This is a genomic window from Pseudomonas fluvialis, from assembly GCF_014207935.1.
Taxonomy (GTDB): domain Bacteria; phylum Pseudomonadota; class Gammaproteobacteria; order Pseudomonadales; family Pseudomonadaceae; genus Aquipseudomonas; species Aquipseudomonas fluvialis_A.
The window spans coordinates 92,549-118,191 of record NZ_JACHLL010000005.1 but is presented as its reverse complement, the minus strand read 5'-3'; the positions used below and the strand labels follow the sequence as shown (position 1 = coordinate 118,191).

General features: G+C 63.0%; 5 protein-coding genes. 1 reads left to right on the top strand and 4 read right to left on the bottom strand.

The features are described 5' to 3' along the window. Nucleotides 1-15: 15 nt before the first annotated feature. The 4 genes from HNP49_RS13990 to HNP49_RS13975 all read right to left on the bottom strand — a co-directional run bounded on the left by HNP49_RS13990 (nucleotide 16) and on the right by HNP49_RS13975 (nucleotide 6,204). A complete protein-coding gene (locus HNP49_RS13990; protein ID WP_184684255.1) occupies nucleotides 16-837 on the bottom strand; it encodes an ExeA family protein in 822 nt (273 codons plus the stop codon). 10 nt (nucleotides 838-847) lie between these two features. After that, nucleotides 848-3,256, bottom strand: a complete 2,409-nt coding sequence (locus HNP49_RS13985) for a tetratricopeptide repeat protein (protein ID WP_184684252.1) — start codon at nucleotides 3,254-3,256, stop codon at nucleotides 848-850. An 18-nt stretch (nucleotides 3,257-3,274) separates the two neighbouring features. Beyond that, the gene (gene xrtD / locus HNP49_RS13980; RefSeq protein WP_221445243.1) at nucleotides 3,275-4,792 is read right to left on the bottom strand and encodes a VPLPA-CTERM-specific exosortase XrtD; all 1,518 of its coding nucleotides are present in this window, start codon (nucleotides 4,790-4,792) and stop codon (nucleotides 3,275-3,277) included. Between the two features lie 239 nt (nucleotides 4,793-5,031). After that, nucleotides 5,032-6,204 (bottom strand): response regulator, encoded by a 1,173-nt coding sequence (locus HNP49_RS13975; RefSeq protein WP_184684248.1) that lies wholly within the window; start codon nucleotides 6,202-6,204, stop codon nucleotides 5,032-5,034. Nucleotides 6,205-6,763: 559 nt separating this feature from the next. Here HNP49_RS13975 and HNP49_RS13970 point away from each other — a divergent pair. Next, nucleotides 6,764-25,567, top strand: coding sequence for a hypothetical protein (locus HNP49_RS13970; protein WP_184684246.1), 18,804 nt, complete (start codon nucleotides 6,764-6,766; stop codon nucleotides 25,565-25,567). Nucleotides 25,568-25,643: the final 76 nt, after the last annotated feature.

Genomic DNA, 25,643 nt, shown 5'->3' with positions numbered 1-25,643 from the left:
CGTGCCTGTATGCGCTCAGTCGCGCGTGAACAGGCCGAACTCGTCCTGGTCGCAAACGACTTCCTCGATCAGCTCGGCATCGATAGGCTCACGCTCGGCGGAGTAGCCGTAGACCAGCACGGTATCGCAGAGAATGTTGATGCTGCGTGGGATGCCGCGACTGAGCTGGGCGATGCGGGTGACGGCCTCCGGGGTGAACAGGGCTTCGCTGCGCCCGGCCACGGCCAGGCGATGCTCGATGTAGCGCGCCACTTCAGACTCTTCCAGCGGGGGAATGAAGAAGTGTGCCGCTACTCGCTGGGCCAGTTGACGCAGCTCGGGGCGCCGTAGCAGGTCGCGCAGCTGGGGTTGACCGACCAGGATGATCTGCAGCAACTGATCCTTGTCGGCATTGATGTTCGACAGCATGCGCAGTGACTCCAGTGCCCCGGGGTTGAGGTTCTGCGCTTCGTCGACGATCAGTAGCACGCGCCGGCCGGCGCCATATTGCGCGACCAGGAATTGCTGGAAGGCATCGTACAGGGCGACCTTGGACAGCCCCTGATAGGGCTGCCCGAAGGCCAGCATGACCCATTCGAGCAGATCGGCGATGTCGGCGTGGGTGTTGCTGACCAGCCCGGTCAGTACCTCATCGCCCAGATTGTCGAGCAGCTTGCGGATCAGGGTGGTCTTGCCACAGCCGATTTCGCCGCTGATCACGCTGAATCCGGCCTTGTTTGCCAGGCTGTATTCGAGCATGGCGTAGGCCATGTCGTGACGCCTGCTCATGAACAGGAAGTCGGGGTCGGGCTGGATGGAAAAGGGTTTTTCCGCGAGTCGGTAGAATGCTTCGTACATGGCGTGGGCCTTACAGGGTGTTCAGGGCCGCTTGGGCACGTTCGGCATCGGCGGAATTGTTGCCCTGACTCAAGGCCAGCACGCTCTGCAGTTCTTTGCGGGCTTGTTCCTTGTTGTGCAGCGCGAGATAGCTCATGCCCAGGTGGTAGCGGAAGATCGCCTGGTCGGGTGCTTGCGCGACGACTTCTTCGAGCAGCTTGGCGGCCTCTGCGATTTTGCCAACGCGGTAGCTGGCCCAGCCCAGAGTGTCTTTGAAATAGGCCACTTCACTGCGACGAAAGCGCTGCGCCAGCTCATAGGCGCGGGTGAGGCTGGCCTGGTCCTGGCGTTGCTCGCTGAGCAGGCTGGCCAGGTTGTTGGTGATGATATCCGAACCGGGGTGTTGCCTGAGCAGTATCTCATACGCCTGGATGGCGTCCTCGTAGCGCTTGCCCAGCTCGAAGAGGCTGGCCTGCACCGTGAGCAGTTCAACGTGTCCGGGGGTCTTGCCCAGTCCCAGGCCGATGGTGCGTTCCGCTTCTGCAAGGTTGCCACTGCGCATGTACAGGCCGGCCAGTTTGACATAGCCGGTGGCCTGCTCTGGTTGCAGTTGGAGCAGTTGCTGGAAGTGCTTTTCGGCTTGCGCAATGTTGCCTTTGGCAGCGTACAGCTCACCCAGCAGGAGCTGCGTGGTGGGGTTGTTCGGGCTGGCCTGGCTCGCGGATTGAAGGAAGGTAATGGCCTCATCGGGCTTGTTGGCCAACATGTAGGAGCGCACGAGCGCGACGATGGGCTGAATGTCGGCGGGCGCGGCATCGTGCGCACGGCGAAACGCGGCGATGCTTTCCGAGTAGTCCTTGCGTGCGGCGTAGAGCGCACCGCGAACCTGATCGGCAGCCTGGCTCTGGTCGTCGTGCTTGAGCATGCCGTCCGCCACTGCCTGCGCACCCGTCCAGTTGCCCTGATTGATCCGGGCCTGGGCCAGCAGCTTGAGGGCGGGAACATGGTCGGGAGCATGCTGCAGTAATTCGCTGGCGACCAGCTCGGCGCGTGCCGCCTGGCCGCGCTGCAGGAGGAACTCCGCATAGGCGATGGCGAAAGAGGTATTGGGCTTACCGACCTCGTAGGCCTTTTGAAAGCTCTCCTGGGCCAGCTCGACAGCCCCTGCCATTTCATGGGCCTTGGCCAGCAGCAGCAGGGCGCGGGGCGAGTTGGGCGAGTCGCGCAGGATGGTGCGCAGGTCGGCAATGGCCTGATCCAGCTGCTGAGCTTCGATCGCAAGACCTGCCTTGAGCAGCAGGCCCTGTTCATTGCGCTGGTCACCGGCCAGCACCTCGTTGAGCAGTTGCTGTGCTTCGGCCTTGTTGCCGTTGGCCAGCAGGATGCCAGCCAGCAGGCCCTTGGCCTTGATGGCTTCCGGGGTGGCACCGGTGCTGGCGATGATGTCGCGGTAAACGCTTTCGGCGGCTGGCTGATCGCCCGCCGCTTGATGCAGGGCGGCGAGCGCGAAGGTGAACTCGTGGTTGCCCGGCTCGATGGCGATCTGTTCCTGCAGATACGCCTGCTCATCCCGCTGGCCGCGGGTTGAACCAATGAACCTGGCGACATCCAGCCTGGCTTGAACGTCGCGCGGGTGATCGGCGGCGATGGTCCGGTATTCGGCCTCGGCGGCGTCCGGGCGCTGGTGCTGCAGATAGAATTGCGCCAGGGCGTGGCGCAGGGCGCGGGCTTCCGGGTAAAGGGCAATCAGCCGGCGGAAGATTGCTTCGGCCGAATCGGTCTGGGCCAGTGACTCCAGGGCCTGCACCTTGATGAGTTGCAGGGCGATGTTCTTCTCGTTGGCGGTGAGACCACGGTCCAGGTAGGCGATGGCGCTCTTGGCATCGCCGGCAGCCAGGCGTTCGGTTGCCAGCACCACCAGGGCGTCGATGTTGTGCGGGCTGACCGTCAGGGCTGCATTGGCCTGCGCGACCGCGCCCTGCTGGTCCTCCAGCTTGTACAGCACGCCGGCTCTCAGACCGAGGGCGTCAGCACTGTCCGGCGCCAGCTTGAGAGCGATGTCGCTGGTGGCCAGGGCTTTGTCGAGCTGGCCGACAGCGAGCTGCAGGCGTCCCAGTTTGATCTGGGCGGCGAGGTGCTTGGGGTCATGGTCGATCACCTTGTTCAGCAGGGAGAAGAGCTTTTCCCAGTCGCCTTGCTGTTCGGCAATCTGTGCCAGTGCATACCAGGCGGTGCTCATGCTGGGGCGTATCTGCAGGGCATTTTGCAGCTCGATACGGGCCTTGATCAGATCGCCCTGCTCCAGCAGGGCAAGGCCTTTCTCGTAGTACTTGGCGGCCTGTTCTTCAGGTGACGAGCAGGCCAGCAGACCCGAAAGGCACAGGGCGAGCGCCATGTGGCTGATGTTCTTGCCGGCGTTATTCCTTTGCAGCTTTATCATTTCTCCAACCCCTGGAAATCAATCTGGAACATGCACGGCGAGTCGCGGTACGGACAGCTGCATGAAATCTTGCAAGCGTTGATCGGCGGTAGCCGGGGCCTCGAAGGCCTTGATTGGCGTGGTCAGTCGGATCAGGGCGCCGTCACTGCGGTTGCGCATCACGGCATCCGTCAGCAAATACCATTTCATCGAGTACTCGTTGGCGATGCGGCGCCCACGTTGTTCGAACCAGTAATACACCAGCTGGCGCTGCTCGCCGCGCTGGATCAGAACTCGATTCACGGCGAAGCTCTGGCCGTTGCCCAGTGTCACCGGCTGGCGGGCCAGCCCGGTGATCAGCCAACCACCGCCGGGGATGCAGACCTGCGGTGAGTGGGGGGAAATGCCTTTGCGCTGTGAGCCGTAGTAGGCGGCATAGAAATTGACGATATCGCCATTGTCACGGCGGTAATCGGCGATGACGTAATCGTCCAGGCCCAGGCTGCTTTCCACCTGGGTTTCCAGCCGGCTTTCACTGGCACGCCACTCCTCGAGCTGAAGCGGAAAGGCCGAGAGTGGCAGGCGATCGAGGCGTATTTCCTCTCGCTCCCCAACTTGCTTGACGCTCACTCCGGCCAGCAGTAGCACGGGCAGGGCATAGGTCAGCGCGTGTTTGCTATAGCGGGGGGCGCGAGCAGCGCCTCGCCCCGTCACGTTCGGCAAGGCGAGCACGGTCAGAACCGGCCGGCGCCTGCCCAGGCGTTCGAACAGCCAGATTTCCGCCATCAGCAGTGCCAGGCAGGCGAGGAAAATGATCCAGCCTTCGAAATAGTGCAAAAAGCCATCGGCCATGCCGATTCCCCAGCGCTCGACCAGAACGCCGACCATGGCAATCCGCAGGCTGTTCATCAGCACGGTAATGGGAATGGTCGAGAGGAACAGCAGTACCTGCTGCCAGCGCGGTGCGCGGAGCAGGTAGCCGACCAGAAAGCCGATGCTCAGTAGCGGGTAGAGGTAGCGCAACCCGCTGCAGGCTTCGACGACCTGCAGGCGATAGGTGCCGAGGTCGATCACATTGCCTTCCAGGAATACCGAAATATCCAGCCCCCGAAGTATCGCGACGCCCAACTGAGATGACAGCAGTTGCAGGCGCCAGGACAGCTGCGAATCGACGAAGTAGGGCAGCGGAATTGCAAAAATCAGCAGCGCCAGGGGCAGAAGGGTTACCCGGAGCAGGGCTGTGCCGCCCAGGCAAAGGATCAGAGCCGCCAGGCAAAGCAGAAAAGCGTATTGCACAAGAATGAAGATGGCCGTCAGTTCACCGAGCAGCAGCAGGCCCGATGCGCCAAACAGCAGCAGCAGACCACTCCAGGCGGGAGCGCCCAGGCTGTCGCTCAGGGCTTCGCGGCGTTGCCACAGCAGCCACAGGCTGATCAGCGGGATGAAAAAACCGTGGCTGTATTCTTCCTGGGTGCTCCAGCGTGCGACCAGCTCGGTCAGGCCGCCCCAGTAAGCGCCGATGGTCAGCAGGGCGGCGAGCATAAACAGAACAGTCATGCGTCCTAAACGGTCGAGACCGTAGCCGCCCATAGAAAATCCTCCCTGATCGAGGGCGCGATTCTAACTGTCTGTTGACACTACACGCTAGGCGGCACGCGGCTCAGGGTAGGCTGCAATGAAGGTGAGCCGGCCTGATGTGCGGCATATGGCGTGGAGTTATTGCGGAGGAGCAGGCTGCGTCCTTCTGCTGTATTTCTGGTCGGGCGTCTCTCCTGTGCCGGCCGCGCAGATATTGCTTACGGGGTATCGTTTGGCGCTGCGTCCGTGCTGGCTGAGGCATCTGGCAAGCCGAGCAGGCGGCGCAGGCGCTGTTGCTCGGGATCGTCGACGGTCGTCGACAGCTCCACTGCAGCCAGGCGCATCAGGATCAGCTCACGCTTGAGGTTGCCACTTGGTAATGCGTGAGTCGCATTGATCAGCTCCAGCAGGGGAACTGGTAGTCGCCAGTTGTCCTTGAGGGCATCGGCAAAGTCCCGGCTGTATCGCTGCAGGGCGGCAAGCAGTTGCTGATCCTCCAGGCTGTGGCCAAGATCTTCCCAGTTCTGTGCCTGGTGCAGCACGCAGAGCTCGCCCATGCGCTGCAGCAGTGCCGCGCTCTGGAAGGGCCAGGGTTGTAGCTTGAGTTGCAATGCCAGTTCGCGGGCGTGCTCATAGAGTTGCTCGGCCTCGTCTATATGGGCCTGGGCGTAGAGGCGCAATACCCCGCTGCGCAACTGGCAGGAGCGCTGCAGACAGGGCGCCAGAGCCAGGTTGAGCGACGTACTGACTCCCAGTAGTTGCAAGGACTCATACAGGCTGATGCAGGGCTTGCCGCTACTGTTGTACTCCGGTGTATTGGCTGCGGCTATCAGTCTGGCGCTGAGCGCGGTGTCGTGCTGGATCTGGCTAATCAGCTGGCGCAGGTCGAGTTGTTCACCATGCAGGTGCTGTTCCAGCAGTTTCTGGGTGTCATCCAGCAGTGGCAGGTCGAGCTGCTCTGGTGACAGCTCGGCCAGATAGGTCATGAAGTCAGGTGGGACGCTTTCCGGCGCTGACGTTTGCTCTTCCTGCTCCGGGAGGAGGGTAGCCAGTTGCTCAAGCAACTTGGGCACCTTGAAGGGCTTGGTGACGAAGGCATTGATCCGCAGGCGCCGTACTTGCAGGACGCTGTCGCGGTCGGCGCGCCCGGTAATAATCAGGATCGGCACCTGGCTGTCCTGTTGACGAATTTCTTCAAGTAGGCTGACCCCACTTTCGCCGGGAAGATTCCAGTCGCTGATGATCAGCTGGCAGGGGGCGGCCAGCCATGCCGCGCGAGCTGCGTCGACCCGCTCGAAGCAGCTGACGTCGGCCTGCGGGCGTAGCTTGAGGACGATCTGCTTGATCAGGTCAGCCATCCAGGCGTCGTCTTCGATGATCATTACCTGCATGAGAAGAAGTTTCCTGACATCCGAGGGCTAACTGTCAGTGTAGTCCGCGATGTTGTGCTGGCGGGCTCGGGTGAAACTCGCCAATCGGTCATGGGGTACTCGAAATCGTTCGCTCGGTACTGCCCTGTTCTTGCCGCTGGAGTCTCGTGTGGCGCTGTCGTCGGCAAGGGCTTGCCGCAAGTTGTGTGTGGTGACCTGAGGCTGCTACCGGTGCGCCGTATGGCGTGTCGATCTCCAGGCAGCGCTTTTCGCTGCTCCATCTATAGTTGATGAGTGATGGCTCAAAAGGCAGGCATGCCGCTTGCTTTGGGCTTTGTTGCGTTCGTCGGTTGGCGCGTTCGGCCACTGGCGTGGCCAAGTGCCACTAGATTACTGTGATGATGGATAGTTGACGCCATAAAATGGGCGCTATGCGTAATTAAAAGCTGCGGCGAGATTCTGTTCAGTTCTTAAAGAACTGCGGGGGTCTGCCGCCAACGTTGTTTAGGATTTTTTTCTGCTCCGGCCCTGCCTCTGATGATGTGCCGATGCAGACTCACACTGTGCAGGTAACAAGACTATGAGCAGCATCTTCGATGGTTTGACCACGGATCAGGTTCAGGCGCTGGCAACCGCAGATATTGCGGGGATGACCACCGAAGATGTTGCAGGTATTAGCACGGCGCAGATGGTGGCGCTGACCACTGCGCAGTTCGAGGCATTCAGTACCGGCAGCATCGCTGCACTGAGCAGCACCCAGGTGCGAGCCATCGAAACCGAAGATCTCGCTGTGCTCTCCACCGCTCAGGTGCGTGCTTTCGAAACGGCGGATTTCGCGGCCTTGAGCACTGGGCAAATCCAGGCCCTGACGGCAACCCAGGTTGCAGCCCTGACCACTGCACAGGTCGTGGCGCTGACTACCGCGCAGATTCAGGCGATTGATGCGGCCGAGATTGACGATCTCACTATCGCGCAGATTCAAGCCCTGCAAACGGCTGACGTGGCAGCCCTCACCACGGCGCAGATCCAGGCGCTGACTACGGCTCAGGTCGCCGCTCTCGGCACTGCTCAGGTCTTTGCGCTTGGAACTGCACAGCTGGTGGCCATGGAAACCGCCGATATTGCTGCACTGACAACGGCGCAATTGGTTGTGATTCCTACTGCCGACTTCAGCAAGTTTTCTACGGCACAGATTGGAGCGCTGACCACAGCCCAGGCTGCTGCGCTGACAACGGCGCAGATTGTTTCCTTGACCACGGCTCAGGCGGCGGCCCTGGATGTGGATGCGCTTGCAGCACTCACCAGTGCTCAGCTGGCGGCGATGGAGATTGCTGATTTTGCTGCCTTGACCACTGCGCAAATTGCTGCACTGACCACTGCGCAGATGGCCATGTTGAGTACGGCTCAGCTGGTCGCCATGACCACTCAGCAGGTTGCAGCTCTTGAAGTTCAGGACTTGGTCGAGCTGAGCAGTAGTCAGATTCGTGCACTGGAAAGCCGGGATGTCGCCGCCCTGACGACAGCGCAAGTGGTCGGTCTGACCACCGAACAGGCGGCGGCACTCACCAGTGCCCAGGTCAAGGCCTTGACCACTGCTCAGGTACAGGCTCTGGAAACACGTGATCTGGCCAGCTTGGCGACGGGCGTCATTGCCAGTCTGACTACCGCCCAGGCTGCGGCCTTGACCACTGCCCAGGCCGCGGCCTTGACCACTGCTCAGCTGCAGAATCTGGAGTCGGCAGATCTTGGAGCCCTGGGGACTGCCCAGATTGCTGCCTTGAGTTCTGCTCAGATCGCCGTGCTAGACAGCGAGCAGATCAAGGGGCTGACCACCGCGCAGGTGCAGGCGATTGATGTGGGCGACATCCCTGCTCTGGATCCGAGCATCATTGCGGCCTTGTCGACGACACAGACCGTGGCGCTGACGACTGCACAGCTGGTTGCGTTGACCACTGCGCAGGCGGCCGAGCTGACCTCGGCGCAAATTTCCAAACTCAGCACGGAGCAAATTGCTGCGCTGGAAACGGCTGATCTGGCGTCTCTTGACGCTGTCGTCATCAAAGCCCTTACCACTGCGCAGGTGGCCAATCTGACCACCGCTCAGATCGCCGCCTTGGGCAGTGCCCAGGTTGCGGCAATGGATGTTGCCGATATCCAGGCGTTGGGTACCGCTCAGCTCGTGGCCATGAGTTCAGCTCAGGTTGGCGCATTGACGGCCGCTCAGGTTGCCGGGCTTGGCACAGCGCAACTGCGCGCTATTGAGGCGGCTGATCTGCCTGGCTTGTCGACTGCCGCCATCGTCAGCCTCAGTACTGCCCAGATGGCGGCCTTGACCACGGCTCAAGTGGTGGCTCTGACCACCGAGCAGGTCGGTACGCTGAGCGCCGTCCAGTTGGCCGCGCTGTCCACTGCGCAAATTGTTGCCCTGCAAGCTGCCGATGTCACTGCGCTGTCGACTGCCGCTATCACGGGCTTTACGACGGCACAGATCGTCGCCCTCAGTGACGCTCAGGTGCAGGCGTTGAGTACGGCTCAGGTTGCCAAGCTCGATGTGGCTGATGTTCAGGCCTTGACCACGGCACATGTGCTGGCCTTGTCTTCCGCCCAGGTTGGCGCACTGACTGCCTCTCAAGTTGGAGGCATGACCACGGCGCAAATTGCGGCGATTGAGAATGGCGACATGCCGGCCCTGAGCACGGCGGCCATTGCCAACCTCAGTACTGCACAGATTTCGGCGCTGAGTGCCGCTCAGGTGACTGCGCTGACCACCCTGCAGGTCCAGGCGCTGAAGGCTAACCAGATCGGGGCCATGAGTACCGAACAAGTGGCTGCCATCGATGCGGCCGATATCGCCTTGCTGTCGACTGCTGCAGTGCCAGGTTTTACCACCGTGCAGATCGCGGCACTGAGCAATGCTCAGGTACAGGCGTTCACCACCGCACAGATTGCCAAGCTCGAAGCGGTGGATGTGAAGGCTCTGACCGCCGGCCAGCTGACCGCTCTGAGTTCTGCGCAGGTCGGTGCGTTGACGGTATCCCAGGTGGCAGGTTTGAGTACCGCCCAGATCGTCGCGATTGATGCTGCGGATATTCCGGCACTGGCCAGCAGTGTCATTGCCGGCATGACTACCGCCCAGATCAATGCCCTGACCACTGCTCAACTGGTGGCTCTGACCACCGAACAGGCCGCCGCCCTGACCGCTACCCAACTGGCAGCGATCAGCACCGCCAATATTTCTGCCCTGGAAGTCGCTGATTTCGCGGCCATCAAGTCCACGACCATTCCCGGCCTGACCACTGCTCAAGTTGTGGCTCTGACCAATCAGCAGATTGCGGCGCTGACCTCCGCGCAGTTGGCCGCCATGGAGCCGGCTGACTTTGCCAAGCTGACCACGGCGCAGATTGCCGCGCTGACTACCGCCCAGGTGGTCTCCCTGACTGCCACTCAACTTGCGGCCCTTAGCACCAGTCAGGTTGCTGCCATTGAGGTGGCGGATATTGCTGTTCTGAGTACCGCTGCGATTCGCGGACTGACTGCAACGCAGCTGCAGAGTTTGACCAATGGCCAGTTGCAGGCGCTGACCACCGCTCAGGCGGCGGCACTCACGGCCACTCAGGTCGGAGCCTTGACCACCGCGCAGATCGCTGCGATGCAGGAAGTCGATATCGCCGCGATTGCGACTTCGGCAATTACCGGCCTGACCACCGCTCAGGTGGTGGCGCTGACCGATGCTCAGGTAGCTGCGCTGACCACGGCACAGCTGAGCAAGCTGGAAGTGGCTGATCTGGCTGCGCTGACCACGGCCGATATTGTCTTGCTCGATTCGGCACAGATCGGCGCGCTGACGCCGACTCAGGTTGCGGGACTGACCACTGCCCAGGTGGCGGCAATTCAGGTCGCCGACCTGCCTGCTCTCGCCACCGATGACATCCGGGCATTCTCCTCAGCGCAGATCGGTGCGTTGACCACCGCCCAGTTGGTGGCGCTCAGTACCGCCCAGGTGGCCGCCATCGAGGCGGCGGACATCAAGGGACTGACAACTGCCCAGGTGGTCGCCCTGACTACCGCCCAGGCCAAGGCGCTTACCTCCGCGCAGCTGGCCGGCCTGACTACTGCGCAGCTGCAGAAACTTGAAGTGGCTGATCTGGCGGCGCTGACCACAGCGGCGATCAAGGGGCTGACGGCGGCGCAGGTGGCCAGTCTGACCACGGCACAAATCGTGGCTCTGACCACTGCCCAGGCGGCTGCCCTGAGCAATGCCCAGGTGGCGGCTCTGACCACTGCCCAGGTGCAGAAGCTGGAGGTCGGCGATCTTTCCGCCCTGGCCAGTTCGGCCATTGCAGCCATGAGCAGTGTGCAAATTGCCAGCATCCTGGCCACGCAGATTGACGACCTGACGACCCGCCAGATCCAGGCCATTGAAACCACCGACATCCAGGCGCTGACTACCGCGCAGATGCAGGCGCTGACCTCGGCGCAGGTCGCCGCCCTGACCATCCCGCAGATGGTCGCCTTGAGTACTGCACAAATTGCTGCGCTGAATGACCCATTGAGCGCTTCGCAGCAGATTGCCCGTCAGGTGGGATCGTTGACCACCGCGCAGATGCAGGCGTTGACCACGGCGCAGATTGCCGCCTGGACCACTGCCCATACTGCCGCGTTGAGCTCGACACAGATTGCAGTCATGAGTTCGGCACAGGTTCGGGCCATTGAAACCCTAGACCTGCGGGCACTGGATACCGCCGCAGTGCGTGGCCTGACCACTGCTCAGGTGGCGGCACTGACCACTGCGCAGGTTGCAGCGCTGACGACTGATCAGGTTCAGGCCGTTGAGACGGGTGATCTCAAGGCCATGACCACTGCGCAAATCGTGGCTCTGGGAACTGCCCAGGCGGCGGTGCTGACTTCCGCACAGGTGGCGAGTCTGACGACCGCCCAGGTGCGAGCGCTGCAGACGGCTGATCTGGCGGCCATTGCCACCAATGCAATCACTAGCCTGAATGCCGCGCAGATCGTGGCACTGACCAGCGTGCAAGTGGATGCCCTGACTACTGCTCAGACTCGTGCATTGACCACTGCCCAGTTACGGGCGTTGACCACTGATCAAGTCAAGGGATTGGGCACGGAGCAGGTCGTTGCCTTGACCACGACGCAGATCGCCGCACTGGAAACTGCTGATCTAGCACAGTTCAGCTCAGACCAGTTGGCTGCGCTGAGCACTGCCCAGGTTCAGGCGTTGAGCGCGGCTCAGGTGACCGGGTTGACCAGCCGGCAGGTAGCCGCGCTGGAGACCGTCGATATTGCTGCGCTTTCTACCGCACAGATTCGAGCGCTGGAAACCGACGACATCAAGGCTATGACCACGGCGCAGATCAGGGCACTGACCACAGCCCAGATCGTGGCTCTGGAAACTGCCGATGTGCAGGCGCTGAGTACTGCACACATCCAGGCCATGAGTACCGCACAAGTGGCGGCGCTTACCACGGTGCAGATACGCGCCCTGGAAACTACCGATCTGCGTCAGCTCAGTACTGCGCAGATCCAGGCTCTGACCACCGCGCAGGTGGCCGCGTTGAGCACTGAACAGGTCAGCAAACTGACTACTACGCAGATCGCTGCGTTGGAAAACAACGACCTGGCAGCCCTTAGTACGGCTGCCATTGTCAGCCTCAACAATGTGCAGTTGGGTGTGCTGAGTACCAGCCAGATTGCTGCGTTGACCACCGCGCAGATCGTAGCGCTGGAAACCGCCGACCTGGCATCGCTGAGCACCGAGCAGATCGCCGGCCTGACCACCGCCCAGGTGGCGGCACTGTCCACTACTCAGGTCGCCGCCCTGACCGCAGAGCAGGTAGCCGCTCTGGAGTTGGCCGACCTGGCGCAGTTGAGTACCGCTGCCATCCGTGCGCTGTCTTCCAGCCAGATCGCCGAGCTGACCACCGCCCAACTGGCTGCACTGTCGACCGCACAGATCCGTGCTCTGGAAACTGCCGATCTGCGTGCGCTGAGCAACGAGCAACTGATCGCCCTGACATCCGCCCAGGTGGCGGCCCTGACCACCGCGCAGATCGCCGGTATCTCCACCGCCCAGCTGCCCTCTTTGCAGACTGAAGACCTGCAGGCCCTTGGGACTGCAGGTATTCGTGCCCTGAGTACCGAGCAGGTGCGGGTACTCAATGAGGAACAGGTGGGTGCGCTGACCACTGATCAGGCCGCCGCCCTGAGCTCGACTCAGATAGTGGCTCTGACCACTTCTCAACTGGCCTCGTTGGAAACCGCCGATCTGGCGCAACTGATTACTTCCGGCCTGGCTGCGCTGGACAGTGCCCAGTTGCAGGCGTTCTCCACCGCCCAGGTGGCTGCCTTGACCAGCGCCCAGGTGGCCGCGCTCGGCACCGCCCAGTTGAACAAGCTGACAGTCGAGCAGATCGCCGCCATCGAGACTGCCGACCTGCGTGCCCTGGGCACCGCCCAGGTGGTCGCGCTGACCACTGCTCAGGTGGCCGCTTTGAGCAGCGAACAGGTCGCCGCGCTGACTACCGTGCAGTTGCGTGCCCTGGAAACCACGGACCTCGCCGTGCTGTCCGCCCAGCAGGTGGCGGCGCTGAGCAGTGACCAGTTGCGCTCGCTGACGACCGTGCAAGTGATTGCGCTGACCAGCACTCAGGTCGCCGCGCTGACCACCGACCAATTGCAGGCGCTGACCAGTGCCCAGGTGCGCGCGCTCGAAAGTGCTGACCTTCAGGCCCTGAGTCTGGAGCAGGTAGCTGCCCTCACCACCGAGCAGGCCGCCGCGCTGACCACGGCCCAGTTTGCCAAGCTCACCTCGGCTCAGGTACCGGCAATCGAGCTGGAAGACCTGGCCGTGCTGTCTACAGCAAGCATTGCCGCGCTGACTACCGAGCAGGCGGCTGCGTTGACCACCGATCAGGTGCAGGCTCTCTCCACGGTACAGATCCGCGCCCTTGAGAGTCAGGACTTCCGTGCCCTGACGACCGCGCAGATCCAGGCCCTGACCAACGAACAGGTGGTGGCGCTCACCAGCACCCAGCTGGCTGGCCTTACCACCGAGCAATTCGCTGTGCTCGAGCCTGGCGACCTGCAGTTGTTCAGCACCGCGGCCATCCGCGGGTTGAGCACGGCGCTGGTTGCTGCTCTGACCACCGAGCAGGTGCAGGCTCTGACCGCGCAGCAGGTCGCGGCACTGAGTACCACTCAGGTAGCGATACTCAGCACTGCCCAGGTTGCTGCGTTGGAGGCCGACGATCTGGCTGGCCTTGGTACTGCGCAGATCGCCGCACTGACTACCGCGCAGGTCGTTGCTCTGAGCACCGAGCAGCTGAGCATCCTCAATACCGCTCAGATCGCTGCCCTGGAGACCGCCGATGTGCGAGCGCTGACCACGGCGCAGATCGTTGCCCTCAATGAGGATCAGGCGGTGGCGCTGACCTCGGCGCAACTGGGAGCGTTGACCACCGAGCAGATTGCCGTACTGGAAACCAATGACCTGGCGGCATTGTCTACTGCGGCCATTCGTGGGCTGACCACCGCGCAGGCTGCAGCGCTGACCAGCGCGCAGATCTACGCCCTGACCGAGGATCAGGCAGCGGCGCTCACCACCGCGCAGATCGCCGGCTTCAGCACGGCGCAGATTGCTGGCTTTGAACCGGCCGACCTGGCCGCCATTGCGCCGGCGACCATCGCCGGTTTGAGTACGGCCCAGGTGCGTGCACTGACCAGTGCGCAGATCGCCGCGCTGACCACGGCCCAGATCGTGGCGATCGAGACACAGGACCTCGCTGCGTTGACTACCGAGCAGATCGTGGCCCTGACCCTGACTCAGGCTCGCGCCTTGACCTCGGCTCAGGTCGCCGCGCTGACGACCGCTCAGATTGCCGCCATGGAAGCGGTCGATGTGGCACGCCTGTCGACTGACAGTGTTCCAGCCCTGACCACCGCCCAGATGACCGCTCTGACCGCCGAGCAGGTAGCGGCGCTGACTGCAGCCCAGATCGGTGTGCTGGAAACCCAGGACCTGCGTGCCCTGAGTTCGGCACAGATCGCCGCATTGTCATCCGTGCAAGTCGCGGCCCTGACCACTGAGCAGATTGCTGCGCTGACCACTGTTCAACTGGGTGCGCTGGATGCCACCGATATCTCCGCATTGAACAACTCGCAGATTGCTGCGCTGACTACCGCGCAGATCCGGGAGCTGAGCATTGGTCAGTTGGCTGCGCTGTCCACCACCCAGCTGCGCGCCTTGGAAACCGCCGATGTGGCGGCCCTGACGACTGCCCAATTGGTGACCCTGAGCCTGGCCCAGGTTGCCGCGCTGTCCACCGCGCAGGTTGCAGCACTGACGACCGAGCAGGTCCGCGCACTGGCTATCGAGCAGATCGCTGCGCTGAGTGCCGCCCAGGTGGCGGCTATCGAGACGGCCGACATCGCCGCGTTGACCACTGATCAGGCGGTCGCTTTGAGTTCGGTTCAGGTAGGTGCGCTGAAGACTGCGCAGATCGAGGCCCTGACGACCCACCAGCTGACTTCTCTGGATACCGTCGACATCGCCGTGCTGAGTACGGCACAGATCGCCGCGCTGACGACTGCCCATGCACTTGCATTGACTCTCGACCAGTTGGCAGCGCTTTCCACCGCGCAGGTCAGGGCGCTGGAAACCGTCGATGTGGCGGCCCTGGCCACCAATCGCATCGAGGCTCTGACCACCGAGCAGGTGGAAGCACTCAGCACCCAGCAGATCGTCGCGTTGACCACTGCTCAGGTGCGTGCACTGACGCCCGAGCAGATCGCTGCACTGACTACCGTTCAGGTCCGTGCGTTGGCGACCGATGACCTGGCAGCTTTGCGTACCAGCCAGATTGCAGCACTCAGTTCCGACCAGGTGGGTGCCTTGAGCACGGCTCAGGTACAAGCCCTGACCACCGCGCAGGTAGCGGCCATCGAGGCTGAGGACATCGTCGCTTTGGCGAGCGCCCAGCTGCAGATGTTGGAAACTGCCGATATCGCGGCGCTGAGCAGTGCCCAGGTACAGGCTCTGACCACCGCCCAGTTCACCGCCCTGAGTACCGAGCAGATTGCCGCCTTGGGTAGTGCCCAGGTTGCTGCACTGCAGACTCAGGACCTGGCGGCGCTGTCCACTGGCCAGATCCGAGCACTGGATACAATTGATATTGCTGCGCTGAGTACGGCACAGATCGCCGCTTTGGGGACCGCCCAGGTTGCCGCGCTGAGTACCGCGCAGCTTGCCGCGCTGAGCAGTGCCCAACTGCAGGCCCTTGAACTGGCCGATCTGCAGGCACTCACCAGCGTGCAGATCGCTGCACTGTCTACCGCTCAGGTTGCCGCCCTGACCACCGCTCAAGTGGCGGCGCTGACCAGTGTGCAAATCGCTGCGCTGGAAACCCAGGATCTGGTGCGCCTGAACAGCGATCAGATTGCGGCGCTGACGACCGAGCAGATTGCCGCGCTGTCCACTACCCAGGTAGCGGCGCTGACCACCGCACAGATCGTCGCGCTGGAGACTGCCGATCTGGTGGTACTCAACTCTGCACAGATCGCTGCCCTGAGTAGCGCCCAGTTGCAGGCTCTGGTCTCCGATCAACTGGCCGCGCTGACCACGCTGCAGGTGCGGGCGATCGAGACCGTCGACCTGGCAACCCTCACCACTGCTCAACTGGTGGCGCTGGGCTCTGCTCAGATCGCGGCGCTGAGCACCTCTCAGGTCGAGGCGTTGACCACCGCACAGGCTCGTGCTCTGGAAATAGAGGACATCGGCGCGCTGTCCACCGCACAAGTGCGGGCGCTGGAGACTGCCGACCTGGTTGCACTGTCCACCGCGCAGATAGTCGCACTGTCTACCGCGCAGACGGCTGCACTTTCCACTGCCCAGGTGGCGGCGTTGACCACAGACCAGGTGGCGGCCCTGCAGACTCAGGATCTGTTTGCCCTGAGTACCGCACAGATAGTCGCGCTGACCACTGCTCAGGTGCAGGCTCTGACCACCGCTCAGGTGGCCGCGCTTGGTACCGCGCAGGTGGCTGCGCTGCAGACCCAGGACTTTGCCAGTCTGACCAGTGATCAGATCATTGCCCTGACGACCGCCCAAGTGCAGGCCTTGAGTACCTCGCAGATTGCCGCGCTGACTACCGCTCAGGCGGCCAGTCTGCAGGTCGCTGATCTGCAGGCATTCGGTACCACACAGGTGCTGGCGCTGGAAACCGCCGATCTGGCGGCGTTGACCACGGCGCAGATAGCCGCGCTGACCACCGCGCAAGTTGCTGCGCTGAGTAGCGGGCAGGTGCGCGCATTGACCACCGAGCAGGCTGCTGCGCTGGAAGAGGCCGATCTGGCGGTGCTGTCTACCGCCCAGGTTCGTCAGATCGAAACCGCCGACCTGGCTGCGCTGACTTCTGCGCAGATCGCGGCCCTGACCAGCGAGCAGTTCGCGGCGCTGACTACCTCGCAGCTTGTGGCGCTGACCACCAGCCAGATGCTGGCCATCGAGACCGATGACCTGCAGGCGCTGTCGGCAACCCAGTTGCGTGCTCTGGAGACCGCCGATATTGCGGCTCTGACCAGTGCGCAGATCGTTGCACTGACCTCCACTCAGGTGGCGGGTCTCAACACTGTGCAGATTGCCGCCCTTAGCACGGCGCAGATCCGTGCCCTGGAAACCGAGGACGTCGCTGCACTGACCACCGCGCAGATAGTCGCGCTCGGTAGTGCACAGGTAGTGGCCCTGAGCACCGCTCAGTTGCAGGCGCTGACGTCACGTCAACTGCGTGCGCTGGAAACCGCCGATCTGGCCTTGCTGGGCACTGCCCAGGTGGCTGCCCTGACTACCGAACAAGTAGCCGCTCTGACCACCGAGCAGATCGCTGCTCTGACCCAGACCCAGGTCGCCGCGCTGGAAATTGCCGATGTCCAGGTGTTGACCACGGCGCAGATCGTGGCCTTGACGACCTCGCAGATGCAGGCGCTGACTACGGCGCAGATCGCCTCGCTGAGCAGCACCCAGATCGCTGCGCTGGAAACCGTTGACGTGGCGGCGCTCAGCCAGGAGCAGGTCATTGCGCTCAGCGGTGCCCAGCCGACTGCACTGACGACTGCGCAGATTGCCAGCTTGCCAACTTCGCAGATCGCTTCGCTGCAGACCGATGATCTGGCCGCGCTGACGACTGCGCAGATTGCCGCCTTGACCACCGCCCAGGTGCTGGCCCTGACCCAGGAACAGATCCCGGCACTGACAACCGCACAGATTCGGGCTCTGGATACTGCCGATGTGGCAGTACTGTCGGCCGATCAACTGACCAGTCTGACCACCGAACAGGTCGCTGCGCTGACCACCGATCAGGTGGTGGCGCTGGGTACCGCTCAGGTAGCCGCGCTGGAACTGGCCGATGTCGCAGCGCTGACCACGGCGCAGATCCGCGCCCTGGAAACCCAGGACCTGCGTGCCCTGACCGATGAGCAGATCGCTGCGCTAAGCAGTGCACAAGTTGCGGCACTGACCACTGTTCAGGTCAGCAGCCTGACTGTAGGCCAGGTTGCCGCCCTGCAGACTCAGGATCTGGTGGCCATGAGCGCCGCGCAGATCGCCGCGCTGACCACTGCCCAGGTGCAGAACCTGAGTCTGGTCCAGGTTGCCGCGCTGACCACCGCGCAAATCCGCGCGCTCGAAGTGGCGGATCTGGCGGTGCTGAGTGCTGCCCAGTTGGATGCCCTGACCACTGCTCAAGTCGCGGCGCTGACCACCGCGCAAATCCAGGCGCTGACCACGGCGCAGGTGAGCGCCCTGGCCCTGGTGGATCTGCAGGCGCTAGGCACCGCGCAGATCGAAGCACTGGAAACGGCCGACGTGGCTGCGTTGACTACCGACCAGATCGCTGCCCTGACCTCGGTACAGGTTCAGGCCCTCAGTGCTGCCCAGCTCCAGGCTCTGACCACCGCTCAGGTAGCGGCACTCGAAACCGTCGATCTGGCGGCCCTGGCGCCAAGCCAGATATCCCAGCTTGAAACCGCCGATATCGCGGCTCTGACGGCTGCCCAGATAGTGGCGCTGACCAGTGCCCAGGTGGCGGCATTGACCACGGCGCAAATTGCCGCGCTGACCAGCGAGCAGATCGGTGCACTGCAGACTCAGGATCTGCAGGCGCTGTCCACTGCTCAGGTCAGAGCCATCGAGGTGGCTGACCTGGCAGGCCTGCGGACCGCGCAGGTCGTGGCCTTGACCACCGAGCAGGTAGCAGCCCTCAGTACCGCGCAGGTTGCCGGACTCTCGACCACGCAGTTGGCCGCACTGGAAACGGCCGACGTCCGCGCCTTGAGCACGGCGCAGATAGTGGCGCTGACTTCTGCTCAGTTGGCCGCGCTGGCCACGGAACAACTGCAGGCGCTGAGCACGGCCCAGGTACGTGCCATCGAGGTGGCTGATTTGACGGCTCTGAGCGCGACTCAGCTGATCAAGCTGACCACGGCACAGATCGCCGCCCTCAGTACCGCGCAGGTGGCGGGATTGACCACTTTGCAGGTCGAAGCCCTGAGCACTGCGCAGATTGCCGCGCTAACCACCGCTCAGGTGGCGGCTCTGGAAAGCGCCGACGTGGCTGTTCTCACGGCTGCCCAGGTGGTGGCGCTGACCACGGCGCAGGCTGCCGTGCTGACCAGTGCCCAGTTGGCCGCACTGAGTGTCGATCAGGTTGCTGCCTTGCAGGTGGCCGACTTGGCTGCGGTCTCCAGTGCGGTGATCTCCAGCCTCAGTGCGAGTCAGATTGCCGCGCTGAGCACCGCCCAGGTCGCTGCGCTGACCAGCGATCAGGTCGCCGCCCTGGCGACCGAGGATCTGGCGGTCTTCAGCGTCGAGCAGATCGCTGCGCTGACCACTGCCCAAGTGGCGGCGCTCTCTACCGCGCAGCTGTCCAAGCTGACCACCGATCAGGTGGCGGCGCTGGAACTGGCAGATCTCGGGGTTCTGAGCACCAGCCAGGTCGCCGCGCTGACCACCGCACAGGTCAAGGCGCTAACCCAGGCACAGATCGCCGCACTGAGCACTGCTCAGGTGCGTGCGCTGGAAACTGCCGATGTGGCCGCGTTGACCAGTGACCAGATTGCTGCCCTGACCAGCGACCAGATCGCTGCGCTTGGCACGGCACAGATAGTCGCCCTGAGCACTGCACAGATCGTGGCGGTGGAAACCGTCGATATCGAGCACTTCACCACCGCGCAGCTGGCGGCGCTGGAGAACGCCGATCTGGCTGCCTTTACTGTCGAGCAGATTGCCGCCTTTACCGGTGGCCAGCTGAGCAAGCTCAGTACGGTGCAGATTGCCGCACTGACCACTGCACAGGTCGGCGCGATTGAAACTGCGGATCTGCAGGCCCTGACCAATGCCCAGGTAATCTCCCTGAGCAGTGCCCAGCTGCGTGCACTGAGTGCCGAGCAGATTGCAGCCCTGACTACCGCGCAACTGCGAGTGATCGAGACCGCTGATCTGCAGGCCCTGACCACGCTACAGGTGCGTGCTCTGAGCCCGACCCAGGCTGCTGCGCTGACCACCGATCAGGTGGTGGCGCTGACCACCGCCCAGGTGCAGGCGCTTGAGACTGCGGACTTTGCTGCGCTGACCACTGCCCAGATTCGTGTACTGGAATTGGCCGATGTTCAGGTGCTGACGGCCGGCCAGCTGTCGGCATTGACCACCGAGCAAGCGGCAGCGCTGACCACCGCTCAGGTGGCTGCGCTCGGCAATGCTCAGGTCAGCGCTCTGCAGACAGATGACCTGGCGGCACTGACCACGGCGCAGATAGTCGCCCTGAGCACCGCTCAGGTGCAGGCCCTGAGTGGTGCCCAGATCGCTGCGCTGACCAGCACGCAACTGCGTGCTCTGGAACTCGCCGACCTGGCCCAGTTCAGCGCCGAGCAACTGGCGGCTCTGACGACCGCCCAGGCTCAGGCTCTTACCACGGCGCAGATTGCGGCGCTGAGTACCTCTCAGATAGTCGCGCTGGAAACCGCGGATCTGGCAGTGCTGAGCAGCACCCAGATACGCGCTATCGAAACGGCTGATTTGGCCTTGCTGACCAGTGATCAGATCGCGGCGCTTGGTACGGCCCAGATCGCAGCACTCACCACCGCTCAGGTGATAGCGCTGACCACCGCTCAGGTTGAGCAGCTTTCGGGTGGCCAGGTCGCGGCGCTGACTACCGCGCAGATTGCTGCGCTGCAGAACGCCGACGTGGCTGTGCTGACCTCGGCCCAACTGGCGGCGCTGAGTACCGAGCAGGTGGCGGCCCTCACGGGCACCCAGCTAGCTGCGCTCAGTGCGGATCAGATCATCAGCCTGGAAACCGCAGACATTGCCGCCATTGCCGTGGCGGCCATTCCGAGCCTGACCACCAACCAGATGGCTAACCTGCTCACCGAGCAAGTCGCGGCCCTGACCAGTGTGCAGGTGGCAGCCCTCGAAGCGGCCGATGTGGCTGCACTGTCGGCCGAGCAATTGGCCGTGCTGGACTCCGCTCAGGTAGCGGCCCTCGGCAGTGCCCAGCTGGCGGCTCTCAACCCGAGCCAGGTGGCGGCCCTGGATGCCGGTACCATTGCTGCAGCGGGTGCCGATCTGGTCGATGCCCTCAGCACGGCTGCTGCTGCCGCGCTCACCACCGCTCAGATCGCGGCGCTCACCACCGCTCAGGTACGGGCGCTGGAAATCGCCGATCTGGCTGCGCTGACCACCGCGCAGATAGTCGCTTTGAGTACCGAGCAGCTGGTCGCGCTGACCACAGCACAAGTCGCCGGTCTCACTACCCGCCAGGTGGCGGCGCTGGAGACTGCGGACGTCGCCGCCCTGAGCAACGTGCAGCTGATTGCTCTGACTACCGAGCAGGTTGGCGCCCTCACGGCTGGCCAACTGGCCGCTCTGAGCACCTCCCAGGTGCGGGCGCTGGAAACCGCCGACGTGGCAGCGCTCAAGTTGCCTCAGCTGGCTGCTCTGAGTACGGCTCAGGTCGAGGCGCTGACCAATGCACAGGTTCAGGGACTCACCACTGAGCAGGCTGCTGCGCTCAGCGCCGAACAGATCGCTGCGCTGACCACCGCGCAGTTCCGCAACATGGAGCTGGCTGATCTGGCCGTGCTGACTGCTGACCAGATTGCCGCCATCGAACTGGCCGATCTGCAGGCGCTCTCCACTGCGCAGATTGCCGCGTTGACCACCCAGCAGATCGTCTCTCTGACCAATACACAGTTGGCTGCGCTGACCACGGCACAGATACGTGCCTTGGAAACCGCCGATGTGGCGGCGATCAACGTGGCGCAGGTTCCGGCGTTGACCACCGCCCAACTGGTGGCCTTGACCACCGAGCAGATCGTGGCGCTGACTCCGGACCGTTTTGCGGCCCTGACGGTGGCTCAGCTGACCAAGCTGACTACCAGCCAGATCACGGCCATGGCTACCGCCGATATTGCTGCCTTGACTGAGGAGCAGGTGTCTTCGTTGACCACCGTGCAGACCGCAGCGCTCTCCACCGCCCAGTTCAGCAAGCTGTCGGGTGTGCAGGTCGCGGCTCTGGGAACGGCGAACATCCAGAATCTCAGCGCCGAGCAACTGGTGGCTCTGACGACCGAGCAGACCCGCGCTCTGACGCTGGAGCAGATCGGGGCACTGACCACGGCGCAGATTGTGGCGATGGAAACCACGGATGTCGCGGCGCTGACCGTCGATCAGGTGCAGTTGCTGTCGACCGCCCAGGCCGCGGCGCTGACCACTGCCCAGGTGGTGAACCTGACGACGGCACAGATCGCGGCGATGGAGGGTCAGGATCTGGCCGCACTGTCGACTACCGTAATTCCGCTGCTGACCACGGCACAGATCGGCGCCATTACCGCCGACCAGATCGGTTTCCTCAGCACCGCACAGATTCGCGCCCTGGAAACAGGTGATCTGGCCTTGCTGACCTCGGCCCAGATCGCCGGACTGCAGTTGTCGCAGGTGGCGGCCTTCACGACGGCGCAGATTCAGGCGCTGAGCACTGCTCAGGTACGTGCGCTGAGTGTCGACCAGCTTCAGGCGCTGACGCAGAGTCAGGTTGCTGCCTTGGAGACCGCCGATATTGCGGCACTGACCACCGATCAGGTGGCCGGTCTGGAGGCGGTCGACATCACGGCGCTGACCACCGATCAGATCGTGGCGTTGAGCACTGATCAGGTTCGCGTTCTCACTGGGGAGCAGATTCAGGCGCTGACCAAGCCACAGCTGGCGGCCATGGAGACGGAGGACTTCGCTGCGCTGACCACCGTGCAGATCCGTCAGATCCAGACGCCGGATCTGTCAGGTCTGACCACTGCGCAGATCGTTGCCCTGACGACTGCCCAGGCCCAGGCGCTGACCACCGCACAGATCGTTGCGCTAACCACTGAGCAGGTCGCGGCCATCCAGGTCGCTGATCTGGCAGTACTCAGCACCGCGCAGATTGCCGCGCTGGAAACCCGCGACATTGCCGTGATGGGCACCGCACAGATCGCCGGGCTGACCACTGCCCAGGTCAAGGCACTGACCACCGCGCAGATTGTCGCGTTGACCACCGAGCAGGTGAAGGCTATCGAGACCGCCGATCTGGTGCAGCTGGGTACCGCGCAGATCGCCGCGCTGCAGACCCGTGATGTGGCCGAGCTGACCACCGCGCAGATTGTCGCGCTGACGACTGATCAGGTACCTGTGCTCAGCTCGGCCCAGGTGGCTGCGCTGACGACTGCACAGATCCGCGCTCTGGAGACCGAGGATCTGGTCCTGCTGACCACCCAGGCCCTGCAGGGCGTAACTGTCGAGCAGGCAGCGGCGCTGACCACTGAGCAAGTGGCAGCACTCGAGACCGAGCAGCTGGTGGCTCTCAAGACCGCTGCGATCGAGGCCCTGACCACCGCGCAGGTGGTGGCGCTGACCTCGGATCAGGTCCAGGCACTGACCACAGATCAGATCGTCGCGTTGACCAGCACTCAGGTGGCAGCGATGCAGGTAGCCGATTTCGCGCTGCTCAGCACGGCGCAGGTTGCGGTGCTGCAGACTGCCGACATGGCCAACCTGACCAGTGACCAGATCGTTGCCCTGACCACGGCACAGGCGGCGGCGCTCAGTGCCAGCCAGGTCGCTGCGTTGACTACTGCGCAGATCAGCAAGTTGGAAACGGACGACCTCAATGCCCTCAGTTCCGCCGCGATTGTCGGTATGACTACCGGCCAGGTGGCGGCCCTGAGTACCACGCAGATTGCCAACCTGGCCACCGCCAAGCTGGCCGTGATGGAGACCCGCGATGTTGCTGCGCTGACCACCGCGCAGATCGAGGTGATGACCAGCGATCAGTTCCGTGCCTTGAGTACCGCACAGATTCAGGCCCTGACCAGTGCTCAGGTGCAGGCGCTGGAAACCCGTGATCTGGTGGCCTTCAAAACCGAGCAGATCGCTGCACTGGATGCCAGTGACATTGCCCTGCTGAGCACGGCGCAGTTGGTGGAGCTGACCAGCGATCAGCTGCCGGCGCTGACCACGGCACAGATCCAGGCCCTGACGACCGAGCAGGTCGCTGCACTGACCACCGATCAGATCCAGGACCTGACCACGCTGCAGGTATCCGCGATGCAGGGTGCCGATATTGCGGCGCTGACCACGGCACAGATCGTTGCGCTGACGACCGAACAGGCGGCGGCGCTGACCACGGCGCAGATTGTTTCGCTGACGACCGAGCAGTTCTCCGTGATGCAGACCCAGGATCTGGCCGCGCTGACGACGGCGCAGATTGCAGCCATCCAGGCTTCTGATCTGCAGTCGTTGGACACTGCGCAGATCGTCGCGCTGACCACGGCACAGGCGGCGGCGTTGACGACGTCTCAGGTCGTGGCGCTCACCTCGACCCAGGTCGCGGCGCTGGAAACTGCGGACGTGGCGGCACTGACCACCGCACAGGTGGCGGCCATCCAGATCTCCGATCTGGCCGTCATGGGCACTGCGCAGATTGTCGCGCTGACCACCGAGCAGGTTCGTGCCCTGACCACCTCTCAGGTCTCCGGTCTGACCACCGTTCAGGTGCAGGCACTGGAAACCCGTGATGTGGCGGCTCTGACCACCGAGCAGATCCAGGCGATGCAGAACGTCGACCTGGCGGTACTGACCAGCGATCAGGTTGCGGCGCTGACCACCGCACATATCGTTGCCCTGACCACCTCGCAGGTGAAGGCGCTGACGACCGACCAGATCATCGCACTGACCTCGGTTCAGGTGCAGGCGCTGGAGACTGCGGATGTCTCGGCGCTGACCTCGGCCCAGGTTGCCGCGTTGCAGGCGAGCGATTTTGCCCTGTTCAACACGGCTCAACTGGTGGCGATCGATGTGGCCGATGTGCCGGCGCTGACGACCGACCAGTTGCAGGCCCTGAGCATGACCCAGGCCGATGCCTTCACGCCTGACCAGTTGGCAGCCATGAGTACCGAGCAATTGGCGGTGCTCAATACCTCGCCGCTGGTGCTGGACCTCAACGGTGACGGCGTGCAGACCCTGCATTGGGCCGCCAATACCCACTTCGACATAGATGCCGATGGCGATCTGGATAATGTTGGCTGGGTCGGTGAGGGCGATGGCCTGCTGGCGCTGGATCGTAACGGCGATGGGCTGATCAATGATGGCGGCGAGCTGTTCGGTAATGCCACCAGCCTCACCGATGGCGGTCATGCCGAAGATGGTTTTGCGGCACTGGCTCAGCTTGATAGCAATCAGGATGGGCGCATCAGTTCCGCCGACACCGAGTTTGCGGCACTGCGTGTGTGGGTTGATGGCAACCAGGATGGTGTGAGCCAGGCTGGTGAGCTGTACAACCTGTCCGCTCTGGGTATCACCAGTATCAATCTGGCGGCTGAGCAGACCTCTCAGGTAAACAACGGCAACTGGATTGGACTGACCTCCAGCTACGAAACCGTTGATGGTGAACTGCACAGCATCGTTGATGCCTGGTTCCGCAATGGCGGTAGTGAGGGGATGAGCATCGATCTCACGGCAGTTAACCCGGACCTGGTCAGTGCCAACAGCCTCAGTCAGATCAACCTGGCTGGCGATGCTGGTAAGTCAACCACCCTTACACTCGATGCCCAGAGCATCAGTCAGTTTGGGCAGGTTGGCTTGGTCGAGACCGCGCTGGGCGCCTCGGCGCCGGTGCAGATGCTGATCAATGGTGATGCCCATGACAGTGTGGTGATCAACGACCCGGCCGGCGAATGGCAGGCTGCTGGCAGCGTGCAGGTCGATGGCACGGACTACAACGTCTACAACGATGGAGAGATCCAGTTGCTGGTTGCAAGCAACGTGAATACCAGCTTCTATTCATAACCAGTGGCAGTAGTTCCAGGTTCGCCTCTTTCGGGCGGCCTGGAACTGTCTGTGTATGGAAATGGATTGCCCGATT

What these genes read in the sequence shown, in the direction of transcription:
- HNP49_RS13970 (WP_184684246.1), top strand. Translation starts at nt 6,764, where the DNA reads ATGAGCAGCATCTTCGATGGTTTGACCACGGATCAGGTTCAGGCGCTG.
- HNP49_RS13990 (WP_184684255.1), bottom strand. Translation starts at nt 837, where the DNA reads ATGTACGAAGCATTCTACCGACTCGCGGAAAAACCCTTTTCCATCCAG.
- xrtD (WP_221445243.1), bottom strand. Translation starts at nt 4,792, where the DNA reads ATGACTGTTCTGTTTATGCTCGCCGCCCTGCTGACCATCGGCGCTTAC.
- HNP49_RS13975 (WP_184684248.1), bottom strand. Translation starts at nt 6,204, where the DNA reads ATGCAGGTAATGATCATCGAAGACGACGCCTGGATGGCTGACCTGATC.
- HNP49_RS13985 (WP_184684252.1), bottom strand. Translation starts at nt 3,256, where the DNA reads ATGATAAAGCTGCAAAGGAATAACGCCGGCAAGAACATCAGCCACATG.